Genomic DNA, 22,248 nt, shown 5'->3' with positions numbered 1-22,248 from the left:
TTAGAATGTGAATATACCCCGGGGTATACATGGAGGTTTACATAATACAACGGCTTATCAGGTAGAGTTACATGATAAGCCTATTTTTTTTACTTTATTACAACTTCTGGTCATCTTCAGAAGGAACGTACACAGCAATATCTTGTATCTGACAATTGAGAATCCGGCAGAGGTCGTTCACAGTTTTCATACTGATATCCTGTCCATGCTTTAAACGGTGCAGTGTACTATGAGAAAGATGATGCTTTGTTGTCAGAGTATACCAATTCTCATCTGATTTTTTTAATGTCTCCCAAAATGGGGAATAGTCAATCATTTTCCCACCTCCTGCAGTATTGTATGGATTTATGGTAAAACATATCCCAATACTTGAATATCTTCGACAAAACGAATATAATTAAAGAAAACAGATTGAGGAGGAGAAGTATGGGAAAAAGAACATTAAAAAGTATAGGTGGCGTTGCTTCCGTCATTGGAGCAGGAATAACATGGTATGGATATTCTGGATTTGCTAAATCACAGTCAATGATTAGTGCATTGAATGCAGGAGATGCTTTGTTTGGTGGAAGCAGTTCTAAGAGCATTGATATATGGTCAGGACATGCGGATAATTATAAGATTGTGCTGATTATTGGTGCTGTGATTTTAGTGGTAGGTATTATCCTGCTTGTTTCTGGTTTTGTATCTGGAAGCAAGGGACAAGAGGTACATCCTGTTGTTACGTCTAATGATTCAGATAAATATGATCTGACCGAAAGACTAAAGAAACTGGATGAATTGAAAAATTCTGGTCTTATTTCTCAGGAAGAATATGACGAAAAGAGAAAGCAATTGATTTCTTTGTTGTAATATAATTGTAAGATAGTACTAAATATGGTAGTATTTACAGATAATTTATTAAGATGTATAATGAATTTCATATAATGTATATTGGAGGAACAAATGATGAAAAAGAAAATTGTTGCTATTGTATTATCAATCGGCATGACATTTAGTATGCCAGCTATTGCAAGTGCAGAATCATTGGAAGAACGGATTACGGCGCTTGAAAAGAGAGTTGCGGAACTTGAGGAAATGGTTGGGGTGTCCTCAGAAACAGAAGAAACTGAGATCACTGTTGAAAATGAAACTTCTTCCACAGAGAATGTAGAAGAGGAAGCAGAACCAGTTTTGATGGAAACTCAGCAGTTTATTGCTGATATTGCGGCTTCGTATAATGCGAGGAGTGTTGTAGCCAATAGATATACTGTAGCGGAAATTAATACTATGACTGATGAAGAATATGTAAAATATAGTCTAGATTGTGTCGAGGCGGAACGTGAATTCTATGAGAAGTATCAAAATGCTAAATTTGAAGATTTAAACATCCAATATCTCTGCAATCAATACATTGGCGGATTAAATAAACAGTATCAAACAAAGGATATATGGAACAAATCAAAAGATCGTATACAATTTGATACGCAATATACTTCCGGATATTATAATAGAGCTTATGTAATAGTTGAACTAACTGAATATTATGGCGCTCCTTTTACTGATATATCTGACATGAAAGCTAATACAGAAGCTATGGATTCCATTAATGAAGCAGAGACAAGGAATGCAGCGGTTGACCATGCAACAGTAAAGAAAACCCAGGAATTGCTTAATGGAATCGGTTTCTTCTGCGGAAATGCAGATGGGATCTCCGGTAAGCGTACTGTAAAATCTATTAAGAGATTTCAGGAGATGTATGGCTATGAACCAGTTGACGGTATGATTGATGATGAATTAATTGGACAGCTTGAAGTTGAGTTGGCAAAGAAACAATAATTATGTACAAAGGAGAAAATGAATATGGCACTAATTAATTGTCCTGAATGTGGAAAAGAAATATCAGATAAAGCGGAGAGCTGCCCAAACTGTGGGTATAGGTTGATTGAGGAAAACAGAAATAATAGTGTATTAGCTGAAAAATGCAGAACAATAAAAAATAGATTGTTACTTTTGGCAGTATTCTTTTTCTGTATCTCTGGATTTTTCTTTTATCGTTGTTATGATGTGAAAAATAACTATTATAATTCGGATTATAGTTCACTTGTTCAAAACGCCTATGTAGGTGGGGATGCATATAACTTTATAATTAATGGTACATATTTTGCTGGATATGCTGTGATTGCATCTGCAAGTGCTGTGTGCGGTATTATTTTAAGTAGCAGTGGGGCTATTATCAATTCAAAGATTAAAGAATGCGAATAGAGATATTGATTTAATTTTTAGAAAACATGTTACATAAGGAGTTGTGTGATGAAGAAAATACGAATTATGCTTTTAATGGGAATATGTGGATTATGTATGTCTGGATGTGGTAAAGATCCATTGTCGGCTAATCAAATAGAATACCAAAAGAAAATACTAGAATACAATACTGATAAAGTGGATGATATATTTTTTGACAATGGAATTGATTTAGACATTAATGATTCAAATATTGTACGAGCAATAACCATTACAAATAAAGATGTAAATACTTTTAGGGATATTTCTGTTGGAGATAAGAATACTAAGGTTCAAGAGAAATATAATAATGAAATCTCTATGGGTGAAACTATATTTGTTGTGATAAGTAATAATTCTGAAATAGACCCAATGTCAGAAGATAAACCGGATGATGCCATATATATTAATTATCATTGTAGTGGTGATATTATTGAGAAAATTCAAATATATGATTCTTTATACGCAGAAAAAATGAAGTGATTATGTAAGTGTTCGACCGTCCCCAAAATGACCTTAATGCATGAATTGAACACATAGGGGGTCTGGGAGAAAGACTCCGATTTTAGAAAATGTAAATGTACCGGACTACCACCTACCCACCCCCAGGGAGATCACCGCACAAAACAGTAGCAAATAGTCTAGAGAAAATCAGCGTTATACAGACCATTTTCAAGACTTTGCTTCTTACCCTAACAAGAATACACCACACCATACAAAATTGAAATTTGACCACCAAAACGCAATTTAACTCCACTAAATACACCAAAAAGGAAGAGCCTGACAGACTGTATAAAATCAATCTGTTAGGCTCATTTTTTTACGGTTATGAAATATTCAATTTAGATAAAAATAGTTAAGTATAAAACACCAGAGACAGAGAACAGGATCATTTCACCTGTTCTGCTTCCAGATAGTAACCACAACCATCATCAGTATAAAGCATCAATCCTGTTTCTGTTCCGCTGTATCCGGTAACTGTCCGCAGGTCAATATAATTCTCAATGAATTCATCTGAGTCCATATCTATATATCTATCTGAAATAGTTTCAATCTGTGATTCTGTCCGGCTTGCTGCTTCAACGGTGTTTCCGGTTCCTGTTGCTCCGACAAAATATGCTGTTGTTCCGACTGCTAATAATGTGATGATGTACAATGCTCTTTTCATGTTCTTTGTTCTCCCTTCTTATATATTGCAAAGGTGTAACCCTTGTGTGATTACACCTTTGTTGTCTTGTTCTGTTCCTGCTGTTATGCTTCCAGTCTCAGCCTGCTGTCTGTCTTTACTTCTGTGCTACCATATTTCTTTCTGATGTCGTCCATTGACAAGGTTTTACGACTCTTTTTAATATAGTCTTCTGAATGCCAATACCATTGCTTCTTGGTTGACGCCCATTTAAAACCGATCTCTTTAAACTCTTTACGATACTGGTATGTGTTACCTGATAACCAGATCCAGGAACCGCAGATTTCGATTGTCACACCTTCAAAGTGGATTATCTTCTGGAGAATCTCTCTCAGTTTTTCATCTTCTTCAAAACTGTATTTGTTGCTTTCATATGAAGATGATTTGCTTTCTGTTCCGGCTGTTTTGCTTTCGTGTCTGTTCTTTAAGACTTTGAAAAGCTGTTCATACTCAGTATTGATTGCTTTGGTAACTTCTTCTGAACCGCCGTTGTCCGGATGGTACTTCTTTAACAGGTCTCTGTATTGCTTTCTTAACTGCTCTAATGTTTCAATGTTTTTAAAGTATGTCATGGTTGTTACCTCCTAAATATTTGTCTTTGATTGATTTGTTAAATTGATTATACACTAATATACGTGCATAAGTCAATTGGTAAAATGCACGAATAACAGTGCAAAAATAACCACGAATATTAGTGAAAATGTCAATAGACAAAACACGCATATTCGTGTAAGATATAACCATCAACAAACAACACAGCAACCGAGTAAGCCGAAAGCACTCAGCAAACTTCAAGTCATATACCTGTGAGATTAGCAATCGGGCGTGTCAATAGTCAGGAAGATGCTTGAAGGGTTGCTCCTATAAGAAAGAATTCAAAATCAGGAGGATAAATATTATGTGTAACACAATGAATGAATTAGAAAAGGCTGTAGCAGATTACAGAAGCTTAAAGGCAATGAAAGAAGAATTAGAGGCACAGCTTAAAGATGTAGAAAAAGATATTATTTCTTATCTCGATAGTAAAAAGAAGCTTTCCGAAACTGGTAAGGACTTCACCGTAAAGGTTAGCACCTGTGAGAGAAGAACACTTGACAGCAAAAGACTTGAAGCTGATCTCGGCAGCCTTGCAGATTATCAGAGAATCAGCCAGTACAGAAGATTATGTGTGAAATAGGTTGGGGAGTATCCCCTTCCTAATAAATAAGAAAGAGAGGACAAAAGCCATGACAAAAAAAGAATGGGAAGAACAGAAGGAATTAAGCAGAAATACACCGGATGAACCGGAAGAAATACCATATGACATGGATGACCTTATGGCATACAACGGTGTAAGTTGGAGTGATTTCTTTTAAGTGGTCACAGCCACTATAAACAGGGCTTTAAGCTGTGAGCGTTCCGGGGCATCTGCTCCGGGGATAGCCAAAAACAAGGAGGATAAGAACAATGAGATCAACAAACGAATGGTACGGTATTATCAAAGATTATGCCACAGACAATCATAAAAACCTTTTAGCAGCTCTGAATGAAATCTTTCAGTCTGACAATGAAATGACAGAAGAACAGTTTGATGAACTTGAAGCAATTTTCAGAAATGAGGAAACAGCAATGTTATTCAGAGTACATTTTAACAGCTATGGAGCAAGTTATTCCAACTGCTTCACAAACAAAGAAGAAGCTGAGAGATTCTACAATCGCATTAGGAATTCATGTTGCTACAACAATGTAATATTTCAAATCGGATAAACAAGTTGCTGTGCTATCGGCTATACGGGCAGAAAGGACAAAACATATGATGCACAAAACAACAAATACATTTGTAGTAACTAATGATACCATCGGCAGATCACAGATATTACAACCTAAAGTCAATTACACTGGCAAGGGTACGAAATGGTTTGACGATTCCAAACTTGTTAGGAAGGACAAGAAACAGCAAGAAAAATAAAACATTGAGCAAGTGAGGGTAAAGCCCTGGGATATCCAGTTATCCGCTTGCTATCGGCAATAGAGCCAGTAATACAAATCAATCTTATTAAGAAAGTAGAGGTAAACAATTATGAGAAAACAGAACATTAAGGAACTTGGAGTTATTGATATTGACAGGGTGACATCCAACAACGGAAGGATTACAACATTTATTCCGATTAAAGTGATTGGAAATGAACTGGATGAACTTCTGGACACTTTACAGGCAGATTTTGAAGAGAAGCATCCAGAAGTAGAAAATCTCACGTTTACAGTCAACATTACATATATTTACGGAGAAATGGACAGCCCAAGATTTGAATTAGAGGTAATTGTTTGGGATGAAAGCAATGATAAAGTTGCAGAGTTCTATGATGAAATTGGAATCAATTTGTCAGAACAGGCAACTAAGGAAGTGAAAAAGATTATCTGGGATGCACTTGGAAAATCTGTTTTCAATCTGTAATCAGCAATCACACATGGGGAGCGTAACAACTCCCCTGAGAAAAGAAAGGAAGGGAAAGACAATGCCAGAGAATGTTGTAAGAGAAGAAACTTTGTATACCTACGAAGCTGCCATTAATCGTTATGAGCGTGAACGTCACCACGATTACCTGTGCAGACAAAAGCAATTAAAGGCAATCAGAGCGGAACAGAAGGCAAGAAGAACCTATTTCCGTAATCAGAGATTACTTGGATTACTGATGGTGGTGTTGTCTCTGGTGCTGATGGTACTTGCACAGGAAGGTCTGGCAGTTTTTGGAATCATCGCCGGGGCATGGGTAATGGTTACGAAGAAGATGGTTGTCTATAACGAATATTACCGTACGCATGGCGGTGCGGATCAATGGAAGTAAAGGAGAGTACAATAATGGAAAGAAACACATTAAAACCTTTGGCGGAACAGGAACGGAAATTTGCAGAGGAAAACCATAATTTGGTTTATGGATTCCTTCATACATACGGATATAGCATTGAGGATTTTTACAATATAGCGGTGTTTGGTTATCTCAAGGCAGTACAGGTGTATCATAGGAAAGAAAAGTATAAAGGGAACTACAATTTTTCTTCTGTGGCATACCAGTATATGAGAGCAGAAATTTCTAATCATCTGCGGATGCAGAATGCAAAGAAGCGGAAGCCATCGGAAAAAAATCTCAGTCTTGAATCGGAAAATATCCAGAACAAGACCAGTGAAAAATCACCCGAGCAAAAGTTGATGGAAGCGGAAACATTGACAGAGATATTGGAAAGCATGACAGAGCTTCAACGGAAAATAACCGGAATGAAGATGGATGGATATGAGAACAAGGAAATTTTTCTCGTTCTGGATATGAACCAATCGACATACTACAAGGAACTCCAGAGAATAAAAACCGCATTATCGGAAAAACATTGTTAGTTTCAACTAACTAAAAGAAAGGATGGAAATAATCATGATGACATCAAAATATTTTAACATGGGAACCGTTGTTGTAACGAATGGAATCAAAGAAGCTATGGCGGAAAGTGATCTGTTTAAACTGGAAGTGTTCTATGCTCTGGATGGCTACAGTAACAAGAACTGGGGAATCCTGTGTGAGGAAGACCAGAAAATAAATGAAGATGCTCTCAGCTATCCAGAGGACTTATATCTGCTTGGAGTATACCAGACAACCAAGGGGAAAATTGATATTATTACCAACAGAAAGTCAGAGATTGCTGGGGATAATGTGACGACCATCTGTTTCCCCGATGAAAGATAAGGCGGTGATGATATGGCTATATTACTGACAAATGGACAATTCTACATAGCGCATAATAAGACTGGTGCAGTGATTAAGGTATCAGATATTTCACAGGCACAGAATTTTTATACCGTGGAAAAAGCAGAACATCAAATAAATAAGACTCCTGGCAAATGTTCCGGATACTATTATATTGATACAGATGTTACACCTATTGAGACAGTCATGCAATCGGAAACCAAAAAGATTAAAAAGAAATCAGCGGTCAAACGGAAACATTATTCCGGTGCAGAACGGAAAGCAATCTATGAAAAAGCAGATGGATGCTGTCAGTTATGCGGAAGGAAAATTCCTTTTGATAATTTTACCGTGGATCATATTATTCCTATTTCGGAAGGTGGTTCTAATAATTTGGATAACACACAAGCATCCTGTTTTGTTTGTAATCAGTTTAAAGCTAATATTTACCCAGAACAGTTTGTTGACCGTATCACAGAAATATTCATGTTTCAAATGGAAAAGCAGTATGGAGACAATAGCACTTGGAAAATGGCACGTAATATGTTAATGGAGATATTGTAGTATATGGGGACGGAATAACAGTTTGTTGTTCTGTCCTTATTGGCTTTAAAAGTTCGGATTGTTTAATATGCGAAGGGATGGTATAATATTAGTGTAAATTAAGATGAAAAGGGGAATAACCTATGATATATTATGGAAAATTATTTGAATTGATGAAAGCGCAAGGAAAGAATACTACTCATATAAGAAATGAAAAGATCGTATCACAAGATACATTAGGAAAATTAAGAAAGGGTACGGGAATAATAGACGAAGGTCGTGATCCTAATAATATCTTGCCAAATGGAAAACAAGCGAAAAAGATAAGAATAACGGCAGTTGACACAAAATCTATAGAATCTCTTTGTACATGGTTAAATTGTCAGCCCAGCGATATTATGGAAGTAATCCCTAATACATGGGATAATGCAGATAGGTTATGTGAGATTCTTGGAGAAGAAAACAAGCCATTACCAAAAGAAGATCTTCCATCCAGAGTCCCAATGGAAGAAAAATAAACATAATACACATATATCATATATAACTATATCAGGAAGGAGTTGGAACGAATGAACACAACACATGATATTATTCTGGATTTTTCGCGGCAAGTAAAAAGAATCCTTGGGGATAAGCTGTCTAAAGTTATCTTGTATGGTTCATATGCACGTGGAGATTACAGGGCAAATTCTGATATTGATATTATGGTATTGACAACTCTGACTGATGATGAAATCGAAAAGATTGAAACAAGCATTTTTAATCTGGCTTTTGACTTCCAGATGGAATATGGAATAGATATAAGCGTGATTGTAAAGAATGAAGAACATTTTGTACATTGGCTTGGGGCATTACCTTTCTATGATAATGTGGAAAAGGAGGGTATAGTTCTTAATGGATAATAGACAGAAAGAATTGAGTATTTACAGGCTTCAACAATCAGAGGAAAGCTTAAAGGCTTCAAGGAATTGTCTTGAGAATGGATTTTATAAAGACTCAATTAATCGTTCTTACTATTCTGCATTCTATGCAATCAAAGCTGTGCTTGCTCTTGGAACGATTGATTTTAAACGTCATAAGGATGTTATTGCATATTTCAATAAGGAATATGTTGCTACAGAGATATTCCCTAGAGAATTAGGAAGAAGATTAGGAACATTAAAGCAGCTTAGAGAAAAAAGTGATTATGATGATTTCTATATTGCTTCTAAAGAAAAAGGTATGGAACAGATAGAGACAGCGGAAATTGTATTGCAAAGTATAAAGGAATACTTAGCAGCCAATATTGAATAGGAAATGATAAGCACCCGTGGAAGAAACTAATCTTCATGTGGTGCTTTATTTATGTCCGGCTGCCTATCATGGATTTCTGATATTGCTTTCTCAAGATACACCTTCTGCCATTGCTGACGGATTATCTCTTGTTGTAGTTCCTGAGTTCGTTTATCAATATAGTTTGTGATCCACTGCATGAGCGGTGATGGTATGCATCGTTCTGGCACTTTGGTTATAACATCAAACATAATATCTTCAGATTTGCTCTGTAGGTTCTCTATAAATTCTTTTGCCCTGTTTCTGGGCTTGATCTCAATATTCATATGGTGTTCAACTCCTTTTTGTAGGTATGCCCTTATTATATAGGAAGAAATCTGATAATACAATGGCTTGTAAGCGTTTTGGAAATCTTGTGCAAGAAAGCACTTGAAAGCATGAACAGTCAAAAAAGGAAATATTTTTACCTTTAATGAATGAAAAATAGGCTGTTTTTGTTCAAGAAAAAAATTGCACCCTTTTTTCAACAAATTTTCATTTTTCGTGTAATATTTCAAAGTTTTGTATTCTTATATATATAGATAGAAAAATGAAAGAAGGTGAATGATATGGAATATGGTTATGCTCGTGCCAGTACGAATGAAGATAAACAGGACATAGGTCGGCAGAAGAGAGAACTACTTGCTATGGGAATCAAAGAGCATAATATCTTCTGGGAATATGAAAGCGGATCACATGAGGATAGAGAGAAACTGCAACAGCTTCTCGCAACTGTAAAATCAGGAGATACTATAGCTTGTACAGAAGTAAGCCGATTGTCACGCTCAACGAAACAGTTGTGTGAGATATTGGAGCAAGTGGAGAAGATGAAGTTAAAACTTGTAGTGGGTGGATTCATTGTAGATTGTACAGGTGATGAAGTTGACCCTATGACAATGGGAATGCTCCGTATGATGTCAGTTTTTGCACAGATGGAAAGAGAGATTACAATTCAGAGAATAAAGTCCGGCATGGAAAACGCAAGAGCAAAAGGAAAACATATAGGCAGGAATAAAACTACCGCTGATGATATACCTGCTGCATTTTTTAGATATTATCCAAAGTTTGCTAATGGAGGAATCAATCTATCAGAGTTTGCACGATTGACGAATCTTAGTAGAAATTCCATATACAAATATTTGAAAATTGTAGAGGGAAAATAGCAGGACATATTTATATAGGAAAGAACACCATAAGCCAGGGAGGACAACGACATGATCTACATGGAAGAATCACAGTTGCAACAGTTATTGGAAGCAAAATATAAAAAAGGGGTACAGCATGGAGCAAAGATTATGCAGCAGAGAATGTTACTTGCTTGCGAGAACGGTACGCCGCTTGATATTGATGGAAGAGCATATTTCGTGCGCAGTGACCTGCAGAACCTGAGAGAGATTATTTCAAATATAGGAAGGGAAGGAAATAAAAATGAATTATGATTACTATGATGATTATGACTATGATGGAGATCGTGGTGTGGAAAGTCCAGCTAAGAAATGTCAATAGGTAAGATAAAAAATGTTAATAAAATTTATTTCAAGCAGTTGATGTAAAAAAGGGTAATCTTAATAAACCCATTGCTATGGGATTTTTAAAATTTGATTCAAATCTCCATCAGGCAGCGGTGTTCACAGATCCTGGGTGTTCTGCTTCATAACGTTCACAGTGTTCTTCCGGTGTAATGAGCATCAGAGAGATTGCAGAAGCAGTACATTTGAAATCGATAGCGAGCATTAAATATCATCTAAAAATATTGGAGCGGAATAAAAAGATAAAAATGAAACCAAATCAGTCCAGGACGATATCAGTTGTGGGCTATGAGTTCAGAAAAGCGGAGTGATGCAATAATGATTGTGCAGGTCAAGAAAGATAACCAGAATGTCAATGATTTACTTTACCAGTCTGAGCGGCAGAGAGTGGAGATTCTCAATAAGGAATTCTTTTATAATATAGAATTGACAGAGCAGGAAAACACTGTGCTGATCTGGCTGTGTGACTGGGATGATAGAACATTCGATGCAGTGGTGAGTGTGTTAAGAAAAGTGAGGAAATTATAAAATATATGGAGAAAAGTACATTTACCGTTTTGGTTCCGAGCGGAGATACAGAAACAGTCGAGAAAAGATATTACTCTGATATCTCGTATGTCAACTTCTGGACAGATAAACATGGCAATTCAATATATAAAGTTTATATGTTGAACGGAGAAAAATAATTGTAGCTGATAATCGAGATTTTTGTATAGAGTATGTGCCTAATAGAGTTAATGCGATAGGTTAAGGTACGTAGGAAAAAATATCTGTAATGAATATTAATTTTTGAAGAGTGGAGGTTTAAGTTATGTTTACAGTAGATAATAAATTTGAGATTGGACAAGAAGTACATGTGATTAACATGGAAAAGAAAACTATCTGGAATAAAAAAACCTGTGACATGTGTCTCGGTGCCGGAAGAATTGTACATAGAGGGTATAATGTTGTCTGCCCTATGTGTAATGGAGACAAGGATATCACATTAGACTATCAGAGGGTAGATGCATATGCTGTTGACCCTGATCCGCATACGATTACAAGTATGAGATATTCTATTACAAAAAGTGGAATGTTCTTGCGTTATCGTGTAAAAGGATACATGAACGTACGTAGTCTTGCAGAAGATATGATATTTGCCACCAAAGAAGAAGCCATTGCAGCATGTGAGAAATTGAATGAGCAAGGGTAGAAACAGGGATATTAGCATGATTAAGATTGTAAACAATTGTCTTATATTAGAGAGGTTGCACATTAATGTGTGACCTTTTCTGCTATAAGAAAGACATAAATAGAAAAATGGAAATTATTGTATTTACAACTTTAAATACAGATGATAAAATATTAGAAAGAATGTGGCGGAATTGAGGTGAGATATGAAGCGGATAATATTTATTATTTTTATGATTTTCTTCACTATTTTTATAGCCGTCATTTTATTTGTTTCGCTGATTTGCGGTATTCCTGAAAATAGTGCGGAAGCAGGCAGATATCTATTTGGTGCAATAGGTATGTCTGTTTTACTTCCGTCTGGATTTACAGCATTCTTTATTAGCACACTTCATCTGAGTAAAAAACTGGAAGAGATTGAAAAGGCAGAAGAAGTAGAAGATGAAGCAGAAAGTAATATCGCGGATGTTTTGGTTAATGCACCAATCCCAGAGTTAGTCAACGCATTGGCAGAAAAGCGAAATCTAACTCCGGAGAAAAAAGAAAGATTATTATCATACCTTGAGGATATGTAAACGATGCTTTGTATTTGTATGACGGTTGCTGGTTCTATTCCAGTTGTTGTGTGCTTGGTGTTATGGTTGATACAAAGGCAGTCTTATAATTATTACCTTGGGAAGAACCTTTTATTAATTGGAATGTTCTTTTATTTAGTTCCTTTCCAGATGGTAAAATATTTATTGCCGCAACGAATAGTGTCGGTGTTGAGTGTACCGATAGATATCAATGTGGAGCAGAACTTTAACAAAGTGGTGGCAGTGAAAAGTCTTCTGTCTCCGGGAGATTCTATCTGGGTTCCAAAATGGGTATCTATTTTATTGCTGGTCTGGTTATTATGCATCATAATTTTTTCCGTATACCAGATTATAAAATATAGAATAGATATCCGCAAATTGATGGCACAATCAGAACAGAGATTCCTTGATGTAAATGGTGAGACTGTGGAAGTATGGTTGAATAAGAACATCCATACGCCATATACAGTTGGATTCATCAAAAGATCAATAATTGTGCCGCAGGAAAGTCTTAATCATCCGTGTTTTGATATGTTTTACAAACACGAGGAACAACATAAGAGAAATTTTGACAGTTTGATGAAACTGATCTGCATTGTCATTATTTGCATACATTGGATTAATCCAATTGCAATATTGCTTCTGTTCCTCTATGGGATGACAGCTGAGTATATCTGTGATGCTAAGGCTTTAGACGGATATACCTATGAAGAGAAAAAGAAATATGCAAAGCTATTGATTGAGTTATCTACAGAAGATGAACCATTATCTATGGTTTGGAGAAATAACTTGTCAGGTGCGGAGCAATTGATAAAAAGGAGGATCACTTACATGATGAAGAAAAATAAAATGGGATTGTTGAGAAGAGGGATTGCTATTGCTGCATCTGTGATTACAGTGTTTGCTAGTGCAAGTACGATCATGGCATATGAGCCGTTTGATTGGGTGGATGACGGCAATGTTGATGTTACTGATTATGGCGAGTTTGGATCTTTTTCTGATGGGGACAGTACAATAGATTGTGACTTTAGTCTTTCTGACACTATATTTGTATATGAGGATGGGACACAAGTAGCTATCACTGATGATTCATCAAGTTATGTTTTATGCAATCATACAATGACAAGTGGATATTACAATGTTCATAAATCAAATAGTTCTGGTGGATGTACAGTAACTGTATTCAAAGCACAGAAATGCACTAAGTGTGGTTATTTGATAATTGGAGATTTGTATAAAACTGAAACGTATCCGGTTTGCCCTCATTAACAAAACAATGATTAAAGATTTTATGGAGCTGGTGTGAGAACACTGGCTCTTTTTTAAGTGAAAAACTGTACTTCGATTATCCAGTATGATAGATGCTGTTAAATATAGGAAAATAAAGGGTTTGCGGATATAATACGGTATTCTTAATGAGTATCTATATAGTTTAAAAATACACTAATATTAGTGATGTTCGTGAAAAGCTAGGAAACCAGAGGGATTTCTGGAATATTAAATGAATAATAGTATAAAATTAAACTATATATTTTTATTTAAAATACTTTGATAATCAAAGTAAAATCGAAGATAAATACGAAGTTAAATGTAACTAACTATTTAATGTGGAAGATTTATAGAACATGCGGAAACGCTTATAAATCAAGGCTTTTGGAAAGGTCGGGAGAAGATGGGTGTCATCTAATTCCTACTAAAATAGTCGGAAATATGACTGGATTTTGGTTCGGTAATTATATTAATTTGATGTGCAGAAGAATAAAATATTATGCAAACCAACATATCCTGCTATAATCATCCCAACACAATAACAATACTACCATATATAGTATCTAAATATTACAAAAACACTATATACAGAATCTCTGTTATTATGTTATACTTGCAATATAATAGTTAGAAAGTAGGGGATTTCTGTGAATATAGATGATCTTGAATTAAGTATCGGCTCAAAATCATATGAACAATATGAATTACTTCAACTCGCAAAGAGCTGGGGTAATTTTATATCTGACCGCATTATTATTTGGCGGTTACAATATATTTCGTAAAAATATCTGATTTTTGTTTTATACTATCTTCAAGAAATAGTGTATATATGTTATAATATAAAACTAAAAATAAATAATTTAGAGGTGATATTCATGGAAGAATTATTTGGTGGTTTGATTTTTTTCTATGTTATCTTAATTATTGCAATTATAGGATATACTATATATAAAAAAGAAAAAATAAATCAACAAATAGATGATTTGGCAAATAATGTATTAGAAATGACACCTGAAGAATTCATGAAAATGAGAGCAACTTCTTTTGGGGGTCGTGGTCGTCCATCTTATGCTTTAACAAAAAATTTTGCTGGTGTATACATACTATTTAATCAATCAAAAAATATGTATTACGTAGGGCAAGGTAAGCAAGTGTTGAACAGGGTAAATGCTCATTTTACTGGTAAAGGCAATGGCGATGTCTATGCTGATTATAAATATGGCGATAGTTTTACAATAAAAATGATAGCATTAGAAAATAGTGGTTTTGATACATTGAACGAATTAGAAAGACACACAATAGCAAGGTATAATGCTTTTTCAAAGGGATATAACAAAACAAGAGGAAATAGAAACTAATCCATGCAAACCTACCTACATCTTTACAGTAGGGGGTATTGGGTATAAATTTTATGATAAATTTATTGAATGAATCAGCCTATCAGGCAGAGTGATCCAGACACGGCGGTGGGAAAATCTCTTAGATTTTTCCGCTGTTTTTAAGTGGCTGGCTCACTTCGGCAGTTGAGTGAGCTTGCGAGCAAACATCAAGCCCCCGTTATCTAACAAGGGGGCACAAAAAACAAGAGACAATAGACACTACTAAGCGGAAAACGCTGTATTTACAAGGCAAAACCGCATTTTATATGGTGTGATATAAATTATGCCATTATCACTAAGAAAAATTGAATAAGACATAGGAAAGACAGTTTATTTCAAATAAGAAATTGATTGTCTTTTTCTTTTGCAGAAATTTAAGTATAGGGTAAGCGCTTAATTCTTGGGTAGATAGACATTTGCCTATTTCTAGCTCATAATGATGATAGTAAATAGATTTTTACTCCGCTCCATGGATAGGAGATAGAAAATTACTACATTTGGAGGTTTCATTATGAGTAACAAACGTGCCCCGACTACTGAAAAGTAGCCGGGTGTTTTTTTATCAACGGCTGAAAATTAAGCGCTTACCAACAATTAAGAGAAGGTGAGGCAATACACGAAGTTGAAGCATGGAAAGCCAAACAAAGAATGAAATTAAAGACCTCATAGAGTCTAACCTTCGTCAAAGAGGCATTGGAAATCCTAACCCAATAAAACTTGGAAGATGTATTAAGGAACTTGAGAGGATTTATGGAATTAGAGACGGATCTAGTGGAAAGCAGAAAATTTTGGACTCTAATAATTTGAGTCTAAAGCAAACAGACTTGGCTGAAAAACTAGGAATGTCTATGCAAACTCTTCAAAATTATAAACTACTTGCTGACATGATTCCTGAACTTTCTGACTTGGTTGATACAGGAACACATGCAGATTTATTTAATATGTAAAATGAAAAGGCTACTGGCGGTTCGTGTCCGTTGGTAGCCTTTTAAAATGAATATAGGTTATTAAAAACCTTGACATTATTAATTGGTAGTTGTATAGTTATACTAAGGTTATTGAAAACCAAAAGGAGAATATTTATGGATATAAAAAGTATTCAAATAGAAATACAAGAAAGATTATGGGCAGAAAGGATAATAGATATAGATGCTAATAAAGCTATGTTTGGCATCGCTACAATCGGACTTATTATTGGAAAAGATAGGTTGCTTGAATTATCTCAAGATCGATATTCAATGGAAGAAAGAAGGCATTTTGATAATGATGTTATTCTATCAAGTGTTAAGTGGGAAGGTGCAAGCAGTTTAAAAAGGGATGCGCTAAACCTTATTTCAAAACAGATTTCTTCTAAATTGTTAACAACAGTTATTAATATTTTGATGAATTTTAATTTGTTAGATATAGTTTTGCATATGGACTTCATGAGTACAGTTAAAAGTATACAAGAGGACTGTTTGCTATCATCAGTACCATGGATAAATAATCTTGTATTTGAAATAATGAAGTCACATGGTGGCAAAAGTGTATTTAATTGTGATTGTGGATATGGGGATTTCATTGTAAAAATGACCGATAAAGAAGATATAAATTTGATTGATGGATATTCTTTTGATGAATTAGCATCCCAGGTTGCAAAAATTAGAGGCTTTTTTGCCAGGACAAAATGTGATGTTACTTTTATATCAACACTTTATCAGCCAACAGATAAAAAATATGATATGATATATAATTCTTTGCCATGTGGAAAAAAGTATGATTTATCATATGTAATGGAACTTTTTTTGAAAGATTTGGGTTTCTCATATAGAATAAATAAAAAAAAGTATTCATTTGATTTGTTGTGGACAATCAACGCATTGCAAAGTGTCAACGAAAATGGAATTGTTGTGGCTGTGGTAAGTAATGGGGCTTTATACAATGAAGTAAATAATGATATAAGAAAATATTTAGTCGAAAACAATTATATTAAAGCGATAATATCGTTGCCTCCGTCTATCATTCCGTTTATGGGGGTAGCTGCATCACTTATTATTTTGGAAAAGTGTAAAAATAAAAAGATTAAAATGATAGACGCAAAGGAAATCTGTGAAAAACAACGAAGAATTACTTCTTTTTCAGATGACAATATTAATTATATCATGAAACTTTATTTAGAACCTATAGAGAGTAATGTGTCTTTTGAGGTGTCTTATGAACAGATTGTTAGTAATGACTATAATTTAGGAATTAATAAATATATTGAAACTGATCCAATGATAAATCCTACTCCATTAGGAGAAGTAGCAAAAAGCATTTTTAGAGGATACCAAATTAAAGCTACTGAGTTTGACTCCATTGCAACTATATACGAAGATGATACTGAATATAGAATGATTAATGTGTCTGATGTTCTAGCGGAAGGATTTGTAAAATCAAAGTTACAGCCAGTAATAATAGAAGATGAAAGAAAATATGGCAAGTATTTAGTTGAAAATAGAGACATTATCATTACTGCAAAGAATACAACAATAAAAACTGCAATATATAAACAACAAAATTATAAGACCATTTTAACAGGGAATTTGATTGTAATTCGAGTTGATGATTCAAAAATAAATCCATACTATTTAAAAGCTTTCTTAGATAGCAGATTAGGAGAAAGTATGATAAATAGTATTGCAACTGGAACTACAGTGAAGTCGATTAATCCAAATAATCTGAAAAAAATGTATATCTCGTTGCCAAGTATGGAGATACAAAATAAAATCGCACTGATGAGCAAGGATAATTTGGGTAGAATAAAAATGTTATTAGATAATTATAATAATGCAATGAAAAGACAAAGAAAAATCTATGATATAGTTACAGGTTATTAAAAACCTAAAAAGGTTATTAAAAACCTATTGACAAATTGGCAGTATAGTGATATTATCGGAAATAACAAAGGAGCCTCGTGTTTACCAGACAACGAGACCCCAGAATATGTAACTTGTATATGGCATTTACCAGATGCCAACAAGTAAATTGTACAGGCAAAGCTGCACATATGTATCTAACCAATTCATATTATATCAGCTTAAATCTATATAAGCAATCAGAACTTTTGTTCGATTATCTTTTACGGATATCCCGTACAATTTCCAAGATTACATTTTTATAGAAACAATTTTACAGTAACCCGTAAACCATCTAACAATTTCAGACTGAGTAAAGGAGAATCTTATTTTATCAGAGACAATAAGACTTGTATTAAAGTTACCCAAAAACTGAATATCGCTTATGAATGGGCTGAAAAGCCTATATATTTTTACAATTGAATGACGAGAAAAGAGGTGGAATGAATTAATATGACAAAATTTAGTTTAGAAATCTTAATGGTGCTAAATGGTAACAATGTGGATTCTTCATCGAAGGCATTGAGTGTAAGTCAAATTTTATCACTTATAGATGAGAAGAAACGAAAGTCCTATAGCACAACGTACCGCCATTTATGCAACATGGTACAGTTAGGTTATGTTAAATGTGGTTTAGTTGATGGATTAGCATCCACATACTTTATCACAGAAACAGGTCAAATATATTGTAATGAACAAGTATAAGAAAAGAAAAGGAGAACAGTATGCAGACAATTGAAAAAAGATACACAATCAGAACTATCAACAAGAGTATCGGAAATGGTGATATCGTATTTAACCATCCGATGCAGAGAAAGCCTGAGCAATGGGACACGGAACAGAAAAGCCTATTGGTGGATAGTATTTTGGCTTCATTTGCAGTTCCACAGATGTATGCAATGCCAATGATTGAAGGGGATTTTGAAACATTTTCAGTTCTTGATGGGAAACAAAGGCTTACTACTATCTACGAATATGCGAATGATGGTTTCCAGCTATCTAAAGACATGTCTCCTATTAATAGGAAGAAAAGCAAAATAGTCACAGATGAAAACGGACAACGTAGAAAAGAAAGTGTCATTGAAGAATATGAGATTGCCGGAAAGTATTTTTCTGAGCTGGATGAGTATTTACAGGAAAAATTGAAAGACACAGAAGTTTCCGTAATCATGCTGATTGATGCAACAGACGAAGAGATTGAGGAACAATTCTTCAGATTAAATAATGGAACAGCGTTGACCAAAGACCAAAAGACAAGAGTAATACTTGGTGATGAATTAGCATTGTTTATCGACCGTATAGAAGATAGTGAATTATTTTCTGAAAAATCTAAGAAAACATATTTCACATCTTCACAAAGAAAGCATGGTGAGATTCAGACAACAATATTGCAGACCCTTATGTTAGTTATGGATTATCCATTTAAAGATTTTAACAATGATACGATAATGAAGTTTGCAAAATGGTTCAGAGAGAATCATAAGTCCAGTGATCTTGAGTATTGTGAGGAGCTTTTCAGCAAGTTAAATGAAGCACTTCCGAAACCAGAAAAGGTAAATAAGTTAATGAAAAAAATCAATATTCCTATGTTTGCTTATCACGTCCAGACTGTAGATGAAATAGGAATGCCACTTGAAAAGTATGGTGAGTGGATTCAGAACTTTTTAAACTCTTATACTCCTGAATGTGAGTATGCTTCGTATTGTGGTCAGGGTACTACCAAAAAAGCCAAAGTAATGGGAAGATTAGAATACATTGAGAAACAGTTGAGAGAATTGGAGATTTAGTTATGGAAGAAAAATATAGAATTGATCCAGAATTAAATGATGTGTTGGATGAATTATCAGAAGAAGATTATTCGGCATTGGAAAAAAGTCTTTTGACAGATGGCTTTAAAGGTGCCCCGATTATGGTATGGGGTGATGTTATTATTGATGGTCATAATAGATATGAGATTTGCAACAAACATCATATTCCATATGAAGTCCAGCAGATTAATTTTGAGAATAAGGAAGAAGCTATACGTTGGATGGTGAGACAACAGCTAGGTCGAAGAAATCTTAATCCAATGCAAAGAATTAAGATTACAGAAAAATTCCGTCCATTCTATAAGAAAAAAGCCGATGAAAATAAATCAGCCAATGGTGGGGATAAGAAATCGGAGTTGAAGAATTCTGCGAAAGCGATAAAGAAAGAAGATAAGATTGATGTACGTGCAAAATGTGCAAAAGATGCAGGTACTTCAACAGATACCTATTCTAAAGGTGTAAAGATATTAGAATCTGGAAATGAAGAATTGATTCAACAAGCTATTAAAGGCGAGATAAGCATAAATAGAGCATACAATGAGTTAAAGGCAAGCCGGAAAAAAGAGTCTGAAAAGAAACAGGACAATATTATTCCTTCTGATACTAAGAGTGAATTACAAGACCTGAAAGAGAATAAAAGGAAAGAATCTGCACAGAAAGTAAGAGAAGCCAGGGATGAACATGGTTTTGACAGCCCAGAATATGAGGATGCAAAGCAACAACAATTAGACGTAGAAATACAAATCAATGCGTTGGAAAATGCTGTTTGCAATTCAGATGATATTGAGAAAGTAAAGCAGATTCAGAAAAGGTATCTGGATTATTTGAATGATTTTCAGACAGATATTAATTGGTTGCTGTCAATGGAATTCTACAAGAATGATGAAGAGATTACTAATGCTGTACATTCTGAGTTGAGAAATTGTATGGAAAGATTCAAAGGAATTAACGCATTGATTAATGGTATGTCAATTGATGAATTGGGATGTATTGTCATAGAAAAGTAAGTATTGAACAGTATTGAATAGCTGTGAGATATAGAAGTAACTATTAATGAACATATAAGAGTAAAGGAGATTACAAGTTATGAGAGAAGTTACAGTACAGGAATTAGTAAAAGTATTTGATGGACAGTTAGTAAAGATTGAAGCACCCGAACACTACGGGATTTCCATTGATATGGACAAGGCAAGCATTGACTACCATGAGGATGATAACGAGCTGTCCTTCACAGCCGGAAACTACAATCATGATGGCATCGGCACTGTGTCCGTTGATGTAGATGAGTGTATCGAGAGCATCCAGCTTGACGATAATGAGGATGAACCTGTATACACTATCACATTTACGGGATATATGTCGGATATCATGATTACACGCTTTAAGTCCATCGAGGAACTGGAAGCGGATCACAAGCAGACGATGCTGAAAAATTGATGTAGTGAAGTAATTGGATGGAGAAATAATACAGTGGGCGGCTTCAAGAAGGAGGATAAAAATGAATAATGTAAATAAAGAGATTTCAGATTTTTTTCAGTTACTAAAAGATAATGGATGTTTTCATGATGAGACAAAACCTGTTGATGATATGTTTTCTGAAATTGAGAAGAAATTAGTTTTTGATGAAAACGATAAAAAAAATAAACAAGTATAACTGTAGAAATAATACTATGGGCGGTGTATTCCGCCGATATGCCGCCCGCATTAAAAATAAAGGAGCAATCGCAATGAAAAGAAGAACTACAACAGCCCAGATTAATGCAGCTCTCCCTTTATTGGAACCGATTAAGGCTGAATATTACAACAAAGACACATACACTACAACCGACATTGATACAGCAACCTTTACAGAGAATCTTCAGTTCCTTGCAGAATCCGGCGCATTAACTGACTGTATGGGATGGACATACGAGAGAAATCCTGATGCAGATAAGGAATATATTTTTGAAACTGGAAGAATGAATGCAGAATCCAATGCTTTTGTAACAGTATGGATCCAATTAAAAGACGGTGTGAGCCGTGAGGATTTGGAGAAAATACTATTGATAGAAGATATATAAAGAAAAAGGAGGAATGAGTTATTTTTATGAATGAAAATAAAGAAATTTGTACAGTTAGGTCTTTAGATTTAGCTAATTATTTATGTAATCATGGATTCAAAATGAAAAAAGTTATTGATTCAGACAAGAATCCACAATTTAAGGTTTTTCTGTTTGAGGACAGTAAGGCTATTCAGAATAGTATAACTACATATCTCTCAAAGAAAGGGGTGTAGTCCTTATTGACCAAGAGTGACGAAAGAAAAATGTGGGTATCAGATATTATTGGAGATGATTATAAAAAATGGGAAGGTCGAAAAGTTTTACTAGGATTTGGAACTGGTAGAGGTAAGACAAGGTTTGCTCTAAATATATATTCAAGGTATGCTCTGAATCAAGGAAGAAGTGTATTATTCTTATGCAATCGAAAAACTTTAAAAACGCAAATTAAAGATAATATTAAACTATACGGTGTTTCAATGGTGCTAGAATATAAATAGTACAAGTCAAAATGAGAATTCCTAATCTAATATTTCATGGTACAATGTAGGTACCGCACTGAAGGAGGATCTCATTATGGCAAAGCACTAT

At 34.6% G+C, this 22,248-nt stretch carries 36 protein-coding genes; 32 read left to right on the top strand and 4 right to left on the bottom strand.

The annotated features are described in order from the left end of the window. Nucleotides 1-97: 97 nt before the first annotated feature. Nucleotides 98-316: a helix-turn-helix domain-containing protein gene (locus ACTNEW_RS03860; RefSeq protein ID WP_441058183.1), complete on the bottom strand. Its 219-nt coding sequence runs from the start codon at nt 314-316 to the stop codon at nt 98-100. A 110-nt stretch (nt 317-426) separates the two neighbouring features. Between ACTNEW_RS03860 and ACTNEW_RS03855 the strand changes: the two genes are divergently transcribed. From ACTNEW_RS03855 to ACTNEW_RS03840, 4 genes are all read left to right on the top strand, one after another. Beyond that, nucleotides 427-849, top strand: coding sequence for an SHOCT domain-containing protein (locus ACTNEW_RS03855; protein WP_441058181.1), 423 nt, complete (start codon nt 427-429; stop codon nt 847-849). Nucleotides 850-942: 93 nt separating this feature from the next. Beyond that, on the top strand, nt 943-1,815 hold the full coding sequence (locus ACTNEW_RS03850) for a peptidoglycan-binding domain-containing protein (protein ID WP_441058179.1): 873 nt from the start codon (nt 943-945) through the stop codon (nt 1,813-1,815). Between the two features lie 24 nt (nt 1,816-1,839). Further along, nucleotides 1,840-2,241, top strand: coding sequence for a zinc ribbon domain-containing protein (locus ACTNEW_RS03845; RefSeq protein ID WP_441058177.1), 402 nt, complete (start codon nt 1,840-1,842; stop codon nt 2,239-2,241). 48 nt (nt 2,242-2,289) lie between these two features. Then, nucleotides 2,290-2,742 carry a hypothetical protein gene (locus tag ACTNEW_RS03840; RefSeq protein ID WP_441058175.1) on the top strand — a complete coding sequence of 151 codons (453 nt, stop codon included), beginning with the start codon at nt 2,290-2,292 and terminating at the stop codon, nt 2,740-2,742. Nucleotides 2,743-3,148: 406 nt separating this feature from the next. On the opposite strand, the gene ACTNEW_RS03835 is transcribed toward ACTNEW_RS03840, so the two are convergent. Together ACTNEW_RS03835 and ACTNEW_RS03830 are read right to left on the bottom strand one after the other, a co-directional pair. Continuing rightward, complete coding sequence (locus ACTNEW_RS03835) at nt 3,149-3,427, bottom strand: hypothetical protein (RefSeq protein WP_441058173.1); 279 nt, start codon at nt 3,425-3,427, stop codon at nt 3,149-3,151. Nucleotides 3,428-3,510: 83 nt separating this feature from the next. Next, on the bottom strand, nt 3,511-4,017 hold the full coding sequence (locus ACTNEW_RS03830; RefSeq protein ID WP_441058171.1) for a J domain-containing protein: 507 nt from the start codon (nt 4,015-4,017) through the stop codon (nt 3,511-3,513). Nucleotides 4,018-4,343: 326 nt separating this feature from the next. Here ACTNEW_RS03830 and ACTNEW_RS03825 point away from each other — a divergent pair, with 326 nt between their 5' ends. The 11 genes from ACTNEW_RS03825 (at nt 4,344) to ACTNEW_RS03775 (ending at nt 8,994) form a co-directional block, all read left to right on the top strand. Continuing rightward, the gene (locus ACTNEW_RS03825) at nt 4,344-4,622 is read left to right on the top strand and encodes a hypothetical protein (RefSeq protein ID WP_441058169.1); all 279 of its coding nucleotides are present in this window, start codon (nt 4,344-4,346) and stop codon (nt 4,620-4,622) included. 49 nt (nt 4,623-4,671) lie between these two features. Continuing rightward, entirely contained in the window at nt 4,672-4,800 is a 129-nt protein-coding gene (locus tag ACTNEW_RS03820) for a hypothetical protein (protein WP_441058167.1), read from the top strand. 91 nt (nt 4,801-4,891) lie between these two features. Continuing rightward, on the top strand, nt 4,892-5,191 hold the full coding sequence (locus ACTNEW_RS03815; protein ID WP_441058165.1) for a hypothetical protein: 300 nt from the start codon (nt 4,892-4,894) through the stop codon (nt 5,189-5,191). A gap of 313 nt (nt 5,192-5,504) precedes the next feature. Beyond that, nucleotides 5,505-5,879: a hypothetical protein gene (locus ACTNEW_RS03810; RefSeq protein ID WP_441058163.1), complete on the top strand. Its 375-nt coding sequence runs from the start codon at nt 5,505-5,507 to the stop codon at nt 5,877-5,879. Between the two features lie 61 nt (nt 5,880-5,940). Next, a complete protein-coding gene (locus ACTNEW_RS03805; protein ID WP_441058161.1) occupies nt 5,941-6,270 on the top strand; it encodes a hypothetical protein in 330 nt (109 codons plus the stop codon). 14 nt (nt 6,271-6,284) lie between these two features. After that, entirely contained in the window at nt 6,285-6,815 is a 531-nt protein-coding gene (locus ACTNEW_RS03800) for a sigma-70 family RNA polymerase sigma factor (protein ID WP_441058158.1), read from the top strand. 34 nt (nt 6,816-6,849) lie between these two features. Further along, a complete protein-coding gene (locus ACTNEW_RS03795; protein ID WP_441058156.1) occupies nt 6,850-7,158 on the top strand; it encodes a hypothetical protein in 309 nt (102 codons plus the stop codon). A gap of 12 nt (nt 7,159-7,170) precedes the next feature. Continuing rightward, nucleotides 7,171-7,722 carry an HNH endonuclease gene (locus ACTNEW_RS03790; protein WP_441058154.1) on the top strand — a complete coding sequence of 184 codons (552 nt, stop codon included), beginning with the start codon at nt 7,171-7,173 and terminating at the stop codon, nt 7,720-7,722. A 122-nt stretch (nt 7,723-7,844) separates the two neighbouring features. Further along, the gene (locus ACTNEW_RS03785) at nt 7,845-8,219 is read left to right on the top strand and encodes a helix-turn-helix domain-containing protein (RefSeq protein ID WP_441058152.1); all 375 of its coding nucleotides are present in this window, start codon (nt 7,845-7,847) and stop codon (nt 8,217-8,219) included. Between the two features lie 51 nt (nt 8,220-8,270). Continuing rightward, nucleotides 8,271-8,603 carry a nucleotidyltransferase domain-containing protein gene (locus ACTNEW_RS03780; protein ID WP_441058150.1) on the top strand — a complete coding sequence of 111 codons (333 nt, stop codon included), beginning with the start codon at nt 8,271-8,273 and terminating at the stop codon, nt 8,601-8,603. Then, entirely contained in the window at nt 8,596-8,994 is a 399-nt protein-coding gene (locus ACTNEW_RS03775) for a HEPN domain-containing protein (protein ID WP_441058148.1), read from the top strand. Before ACTNEW_RS03780 ends, ACTNEW_RS03775 begins: the two co-directional genes overlap by 8 nt. Nucleotides 8,995-9,020: 26 nt before the next feature. Here the strand turns inward: ACTNEW_RS03775 and ACTNEW_RS03770 are convergent, their stop codons facing one another. Further along, nucleotides 9,021-9,299 (bottom strand): hypothetical protein, encoded by a 279-nt coding sequence (locus ACTNEW_RS03770; RefSeq protein ID WP_441058146.1) that lies wholly within the window; start codon nt 9,297-9,299, stop codon nt 9,021-9,023. 282 nt (nt 9,300-9,581) lie between these two features. Here ACTNEW_RS03770 and ACTNEW_RS03765 point away from each other — a divergent pair, with 282 nt between their 5' ends. From ACTNEW_RS03765 to ACTNEW_RS03685, 17 genes are all read left to right on the top strand, one after another. Continuing rightward, nucleotides 9,582-10,175: a recombinase family protein gene (locus ACTNEW_RS03765; RefSeq protein ID WP_441058144.1), complete on the top strand. Its 594-nt coding sequence runs from the start codon at nt 9,582-9,584 to the stop codon at nt 10,173-10,175. A 51-nt stretch (nt 10,176-10,226) separates the two neighbouring features. Next, complete coding sequence (locus tag ACTNEW_RS03760; protein ID WP_441058142.1) at nt 10,227-10,451, top strand: hypothetical protein; 225 nt, start codon at nt 10,227-10,229, stop codon at nt 10,449-10,451. 242 nt (nt 10,452-10,693) lie between these two features. After that, nucleotides 10,694-10,852 carry a hypothetical protein gene (locus ACTNEW_RS03755; protein ID WP_441058140.1) on the top strand — a complete coding sequence of 53 codons (159 nt, stop codon included), beginning with the start codon at nt 10,694-10,696 and terminating at the stop codon, nt 10,850-10,852. A gap of 7 nt (nt 10,853-10,859) precedes the next feature. Continuing rightward, the gene (locus ACTNEW_RS03750) at nt 10,860-11,069 is read left to right on the top strand and encodes a hypothetical protein (protein WP_441058138.1); all 210 of its coding nucleotides are present in this window, start codon (nt 10,860-10,862) and stop codon (nt 11,067-11,069) included. Nucleotides 11,070-11,352: 283 nt separating this feature from the next. Next, complete coding sequence (locus ACTNEW_RS03745) at nt 11,353-11,733, top strand: hypothetical protein (RefSeq protein WP_441058136.1); 381 nt, start codon at nt 11,353-11,355, stop codon at nt 11,731-11,733. A gap of 184 nt (nt 11,734-11,917) precedes the next feature. Then, on the top strand, nt 11,918-12,286 hold the full coding sequence (locus ACTNEW_RS03740) for a hypothetical protein (RefSeq protein WP_441058135.1): 369 nt from the start codon (nt 11,918-11,920) through the stop codon (nt 12,284-12,286). Nucleotides 12,287-12,289: 3 nt separating this feature from the next. Then, on the top strand, nt 12,290-13,555 hold the full coding sequence (locus ACTNEW_RS03735) for a M56 family metallopeptidase (RefSeq protein ID WP_441058133.1): 1,266 nt from the start codon (nt 12,290-12,292) through the stop codon (nt 13,553-13,555). A gap of 875 nt (nt 13,556-14,430) precedes the next feature. Beyond that, nucleotides 14,431-14,913: a GIY-YIG nuclease family protein gene (locus tag ACTNEW_RS03730; RefSeq protein ID WP_226871049.1), complete on the top strand. Its 483-nt coding sequence runs from the start codon at nt 14,431-14,433 to the stop codon at nt 14,911-14,913. A gap of 650 nt (nt 14,914-15,563) precedes the next feature. Beyond that, nucleotides 15,564-15,881 carry a hypothetical protein gene (locus ACTNEW_RS03725; RefSeq protein WP_441058130.1) on the top strand — a complete coding sequence of 106 codons (318 nt, stop codon included), beginning with the start codon at nt 15,564-15,566 and terminating at the stop codon, nt 15,879-15,881. Between the two features lie 135 nt (nt 15,882-16,016). Beyond that, nucleotides 16,017-17,792 carry an N-6 DNA methylase gene (locus ACTNEW_RS03720; protein ID WP_441058128.1) on the top strand — a complete coding sequence of 592 codons (1,776 nt, stop codon included), beginning with the start codon at nt 16,017-16,019 and terminating at the stop codon, nt 17,790-17,792. Between the two features lie 743 nt (nt 17,793-18,535). Then, entirely contained in the window at nt 18,536-19,597 is a 1,062-nt protein-coding gene (locus ACTNEW_RS03715) for a DUF262 domain-containing protein (RefSeq protein WP_441058126.1), read from the top strand. 2 nt (nt 19,598-19,599) lie between these two features. After that, nucleotides 19,600-20,625, top strand: a complete 1,026-nt coding sequence (locus ACTNEW_RS03710) for a hypothetical protein (protein WP_441058124.1) — start codon at nt 19,600-19,602, stop codon at nt 20,623-20,625. Nucleotides 20,626-20,704: 79 nt separating this feature from the next. Beyond that, a complete protein-coding gene (locus tag ACTNEW_RS03705) occupies nt 20,705-21,055 on the top strand; it encodes a hypothetical protein (RefSeq protein WP_441058122.1) in 351 nt (116 codons plus the stop codon). Between the two features lie 61 nt (nt 21,056-21,116). Then, on the top strand, nt 21,117-21,272 hold the full coding sequence (locus tag ACTNEW_RS03700) for a hypothetical protein (RefSeq protein WP_441058120.1): 156 nt from the start codon (nt 21,117-21,119) through the stop codon (nt 21,270-21,272). 73 nt (nt 21,273-21,345) lie between these two features. Continuing rightward, complete coding sequence (locus tag ACTNEW_RS03695) at nt 21,346-21,678, top strand: hypothetical protein (RefSeq protein WP_441058118.1); 333 nt, start codon at nt 21,346-21,348, stop codon at nt 21,676-21,678. 26 nt (nt 21,679-21,704) lie between these two features. Continuing rightward, a complete protein-coding gene (locus ACTNEW_RS03690; RefSeq protein ID WP_441058116.1) occupies nt 21,705-21,893 on the top strand; it encodes a DUF5659 domain-containing protein in 189 nt (62 codons plus the stop codon). 30 nt (nt 21,894-21,923) lie between these two features. Beyond that, a complete protein-coding gene (locus ACTNEW_RS03685) occupies nt 21,924-22,157 on the top strand; it encodes a DEAD/DEAH box helicase family protein (protein ID WP_441058114.1) in 234 nt (77 codons plus the stop codon). The last annotated feature ends 91 nt before the right edge of the window (nt 22,158-22,248 follow it).

This window comes from Blautia sp. HCP3S3_G3 (genome assembly GCF_052063365.1).
Classification (GTDB): Bacteria; Bacillota; Clostridia; order Lachnospirales; family Lachnospiraceae; genus Blautia_A.
This window is presented reverse-complemented; position numbering and strand designations above follow the sequence as displayed.

What these genes read in the sequence shown, in the direction of transcription:
- ACTNEW_RS03800 (WP_441058158.1), top strand. Translation starts at nt 6,285, where the DNA reads ATGGAAAGAAACACATTAAAACCTTTGGCGGAACAGGAACGGAAATTT.
- ACTNEW_RS03820 (WP_441058167.1), top strand. Translation starts at nt 4,672, where the DNA reads ATGACAAAAAAAGAATGGGAAGAACAGAAGGAATTAAGCAGAAATACA.
- ACTNEW_RS03850 (WP_441058179.1), top strand. Translation starts at nt 943, where the DNA reads ATGATGAAAAAGAAAATTGTTGCTATTGTATTATCAATCGGCATGACA.
- ACTNEW_RS03695 (WP_441058118.1), top strand. Translation starts at nt 21,346, where the DNA reads ATGAAAAGAAGAACTACAACAGCCCAGATTAATGCAGCTCTCCCTTTA.
- ACTNEW_RS03755 (WP_441058140.1), top strand. Translation starts at nt 10,694, where the DNA reads ATGAGCATCAGAGAGATTGCAGAAGCAGTACATTTGAAATCGATAGCG.
- ACTNEW_RS03780 (WP_441058150.1), top strand. Translation starts at nt 8,271, where the DNA reads ATGAACACAACACATGATATTATTCTGGATTTTTCGCGGCAAGTAAAA.
- ACTNEW_RS03725 (WP_441058130.1), top strand. Translation starts at nt 15,564, where the DNA reads ATGGAAAGCCAAACAAAGAATGAAATTAAAGACCTCATAGAGTCTAAC.
- ACTNEW_RS03745 (WP_441058136.1), top strand. Translation starts at nt 11,353, where the DNA reads ATGTTTACAGTAGATAATAAATTTGAGATTGGACAAGAAGTACATGTG.
- ACTNEW_RS03775 (WP_441058148.1), top strand. Translation starts at nt 8,596, where the DNA reads ATGGATAATAGACAGAAAGAATTGAGTATTTACAGGCTTCAACAATCA.
- ACTNEW_RS03840 (WP_441058175.1), top strand. Translation starts at nt 2,290, where the DNA reads ATGAAGAAAATACGAATTATGCTTTTAATGGGAATATGTGGATTATGT.
- ACTNEW_RS03685 (WP_441058114.1), top strand. Translation starts at nt 21,924, where the DNA reads ATGTGGGTATCAGATATTATTGGAGATGATTATAAAAAATGGGAAGGT.
- ACTNEW_RS03860 (WP_441058183.1), bottom strand. Translation starts at nt 316, where the DNA reads ATGATTGACTATTCCCCATTTTGGGAGACATTAAAAAAATCAGATGAG.
- ACTNEW_RS03830 (WP_441058171.1), bottom strand. Translation starts at nt 4,017, where the DNA reads ATGACATACTTTAAAAACATTGAAACATTAGAGCAGTTAAGAAAGCAA.
- ACTNEW_RS03705 (WP_441058122.1), top strand. Translation starts at nt 20,705, where the DNA reads ATGAGAGAAGTTACAGTACAGGAATTAGTAAAAGTATTTGATGGACAG.
- ACTNEW_RS03835 (WP_441058173.1), bottom strand. Translation starts at nt 3,427, where the DNA reads ATGAAAAGAGCATTGTACATCATCACATTATTAGCAGTCGGAACAACA.
- ACTNEW_RS03855 (WP_441058181.1), top strand. Translation starts at nt 427, where the DNA reads ATGGGAAAAAGAACATTAAAAAGTATAGGTGGCGTTGCTTCCGTCATT.
- ACTNEW_RS03740 (WP_441058135.1), top strand. Translation starts at nt 11,918, where the DNA reads ATGAAGCGGATAATATTTATTATTTTTATGATTTTCTTCACTATTTTT.
- ACTNEW_RS03720 (WP_441058128.1), top strand. Translation starts at nt 16,017, where the DNA reads ATGGATATAAAAAGTATTCAAATAGAAATACAAGAAAGATTATGGGCA.
- ACTNEW_RS03845 (WP_441058177.1), top strand. Translation starts at nt 1,840, where the DNA reads ATGGCACTAATTAATTGTCCTGAATGTGGAAAAGAAATATCAGATAAA.
- ACTNEW_RS03760 (WP_441058142.1), top strand. Translation starts at nt 10,227, where the DNA reads ATGATCTACATGGAAGAATCACAGTTGCAACAGTTATTGGAAGCAAAA.
- ACTNEW_RS03810 (WP_441058163.1), top strand. Translation starts at nt 5,505, where the DNA reads ATGAGAAAACAGAACATTAAGGAACTTGGAGTTATTGATATTGACAGG.
- ACTNEW_RS03790 (WP_441058154.1), top strand. Translation starts at nt 7,171, where the DNA reads ATGGCTATATTACTGACAAATGGACAATTCTACATAGCGCATAATAAG.
- ACTNEW_RS03785 (WP_441058152.1), top strand. Translation starts at nt 7,845, where the DNA reads ATGATATATTATGGAAAATTATTTGAATTGATGAAAGCGCAAGGAAAG.
- ACTNEW_RS03700 (WP_441058120.1), top strand. Translation starts at nt 21,117, where the DNA reads ATGAATAATGTAAATAAAGAGATTTCAGATTTTTTTCAGTTACTAAAA.
- ACTNEW_RS03710 (WP_441058124.1), top strand. Translation starts at nt 19,600, where the DNA reads ATGGAAGAAAAATATAGAATTGATCCAGAATTAAATGATGTGTTGGAT.
- ACTNEW_RS03805 (WP_441058161.1), top strand. Translation starts at nt 5,941, where the DNA reads ATGCCAGAGAATGTTGTAAGAGAAGAAACTTTGTATACCTACGAAGCT.
- ACTNEW_RS03765 (WP_441058144.1), top strand. Translation starts at nt 9,582, where the DNA reads ATGGAATATGGTTATGCTCGTGCCAGTACGAATGAAGATAAACAGGAC.
- ACTNEW_RS03815 (WP_441058165.1), top strand. Translation starts at nt 4,892, where the DNA reads ATGAGATCAACAAACGAATGGTACGGTATTATCAAAGATTATGCCACA.
- ACTNEW_RS03690 (WP_441058116.1), top strand. Translation starts at nt 21,705, where the DNA reads ATGAATGAAAATAAAGAAATTTGTACAGTTAGGTCTTTAGATTTAGCT.
- ACTNEW_RS03730 (WP_226871049.1), top strand. Translation starts at nt 14,431, where the DNA reads ATGGAAGAATTATTTGGTGGTTTGATTTTTTTCTATGTTATCTTAATT.
- ACTNEW_RS03735 (WP_441058133.1), top strand. Translation starts at nt 12,290, where the DNA reads ATGCTTTGTATTTGTATGACGGTTGCTGGTTCTATTCCAGTTGTTGTG.
- ACTNEW_RS03770 (WP_441058146.1), bottom strand. Translation starts at nt 9,299, where the DNA reads ATGAATATTGAGATCAAGCCCAGAAACAGGGCAAAAGAATTTATAGAG.
- ACTNEW_RS03715 (WP_441058126.1), top strand. Translation starts at nt 18,536, where the DNA reads ATGCAGACAATTGAAAAAAGATACACAATCAGAACTATCAACAAGAGT.
- ACTNEW_RS03750 (WP_441058138.1), top strand. Translation starts at nt 10,860, where the DNA reads ATGATTGTGCAGGTCAAGAAAGATAACCAGAATGTCAATGATTTACTT.
- ACTNEW_RS03825 (WP_441058169.1), top strand. Translation starts at nt 4,344, where the DNA reads ATGTGTAACACAATGAATGAATTAGAAAAGGCTGTAGCAGATTACAGA.
- ACTNEW_RS03795 (WP_441058156.1), top strand. Translation starts at nt 6,850, where the DNA reads ATGATGACATCAAAATATTTTAACATGGGAACCGTTGTTGTAACGAAT.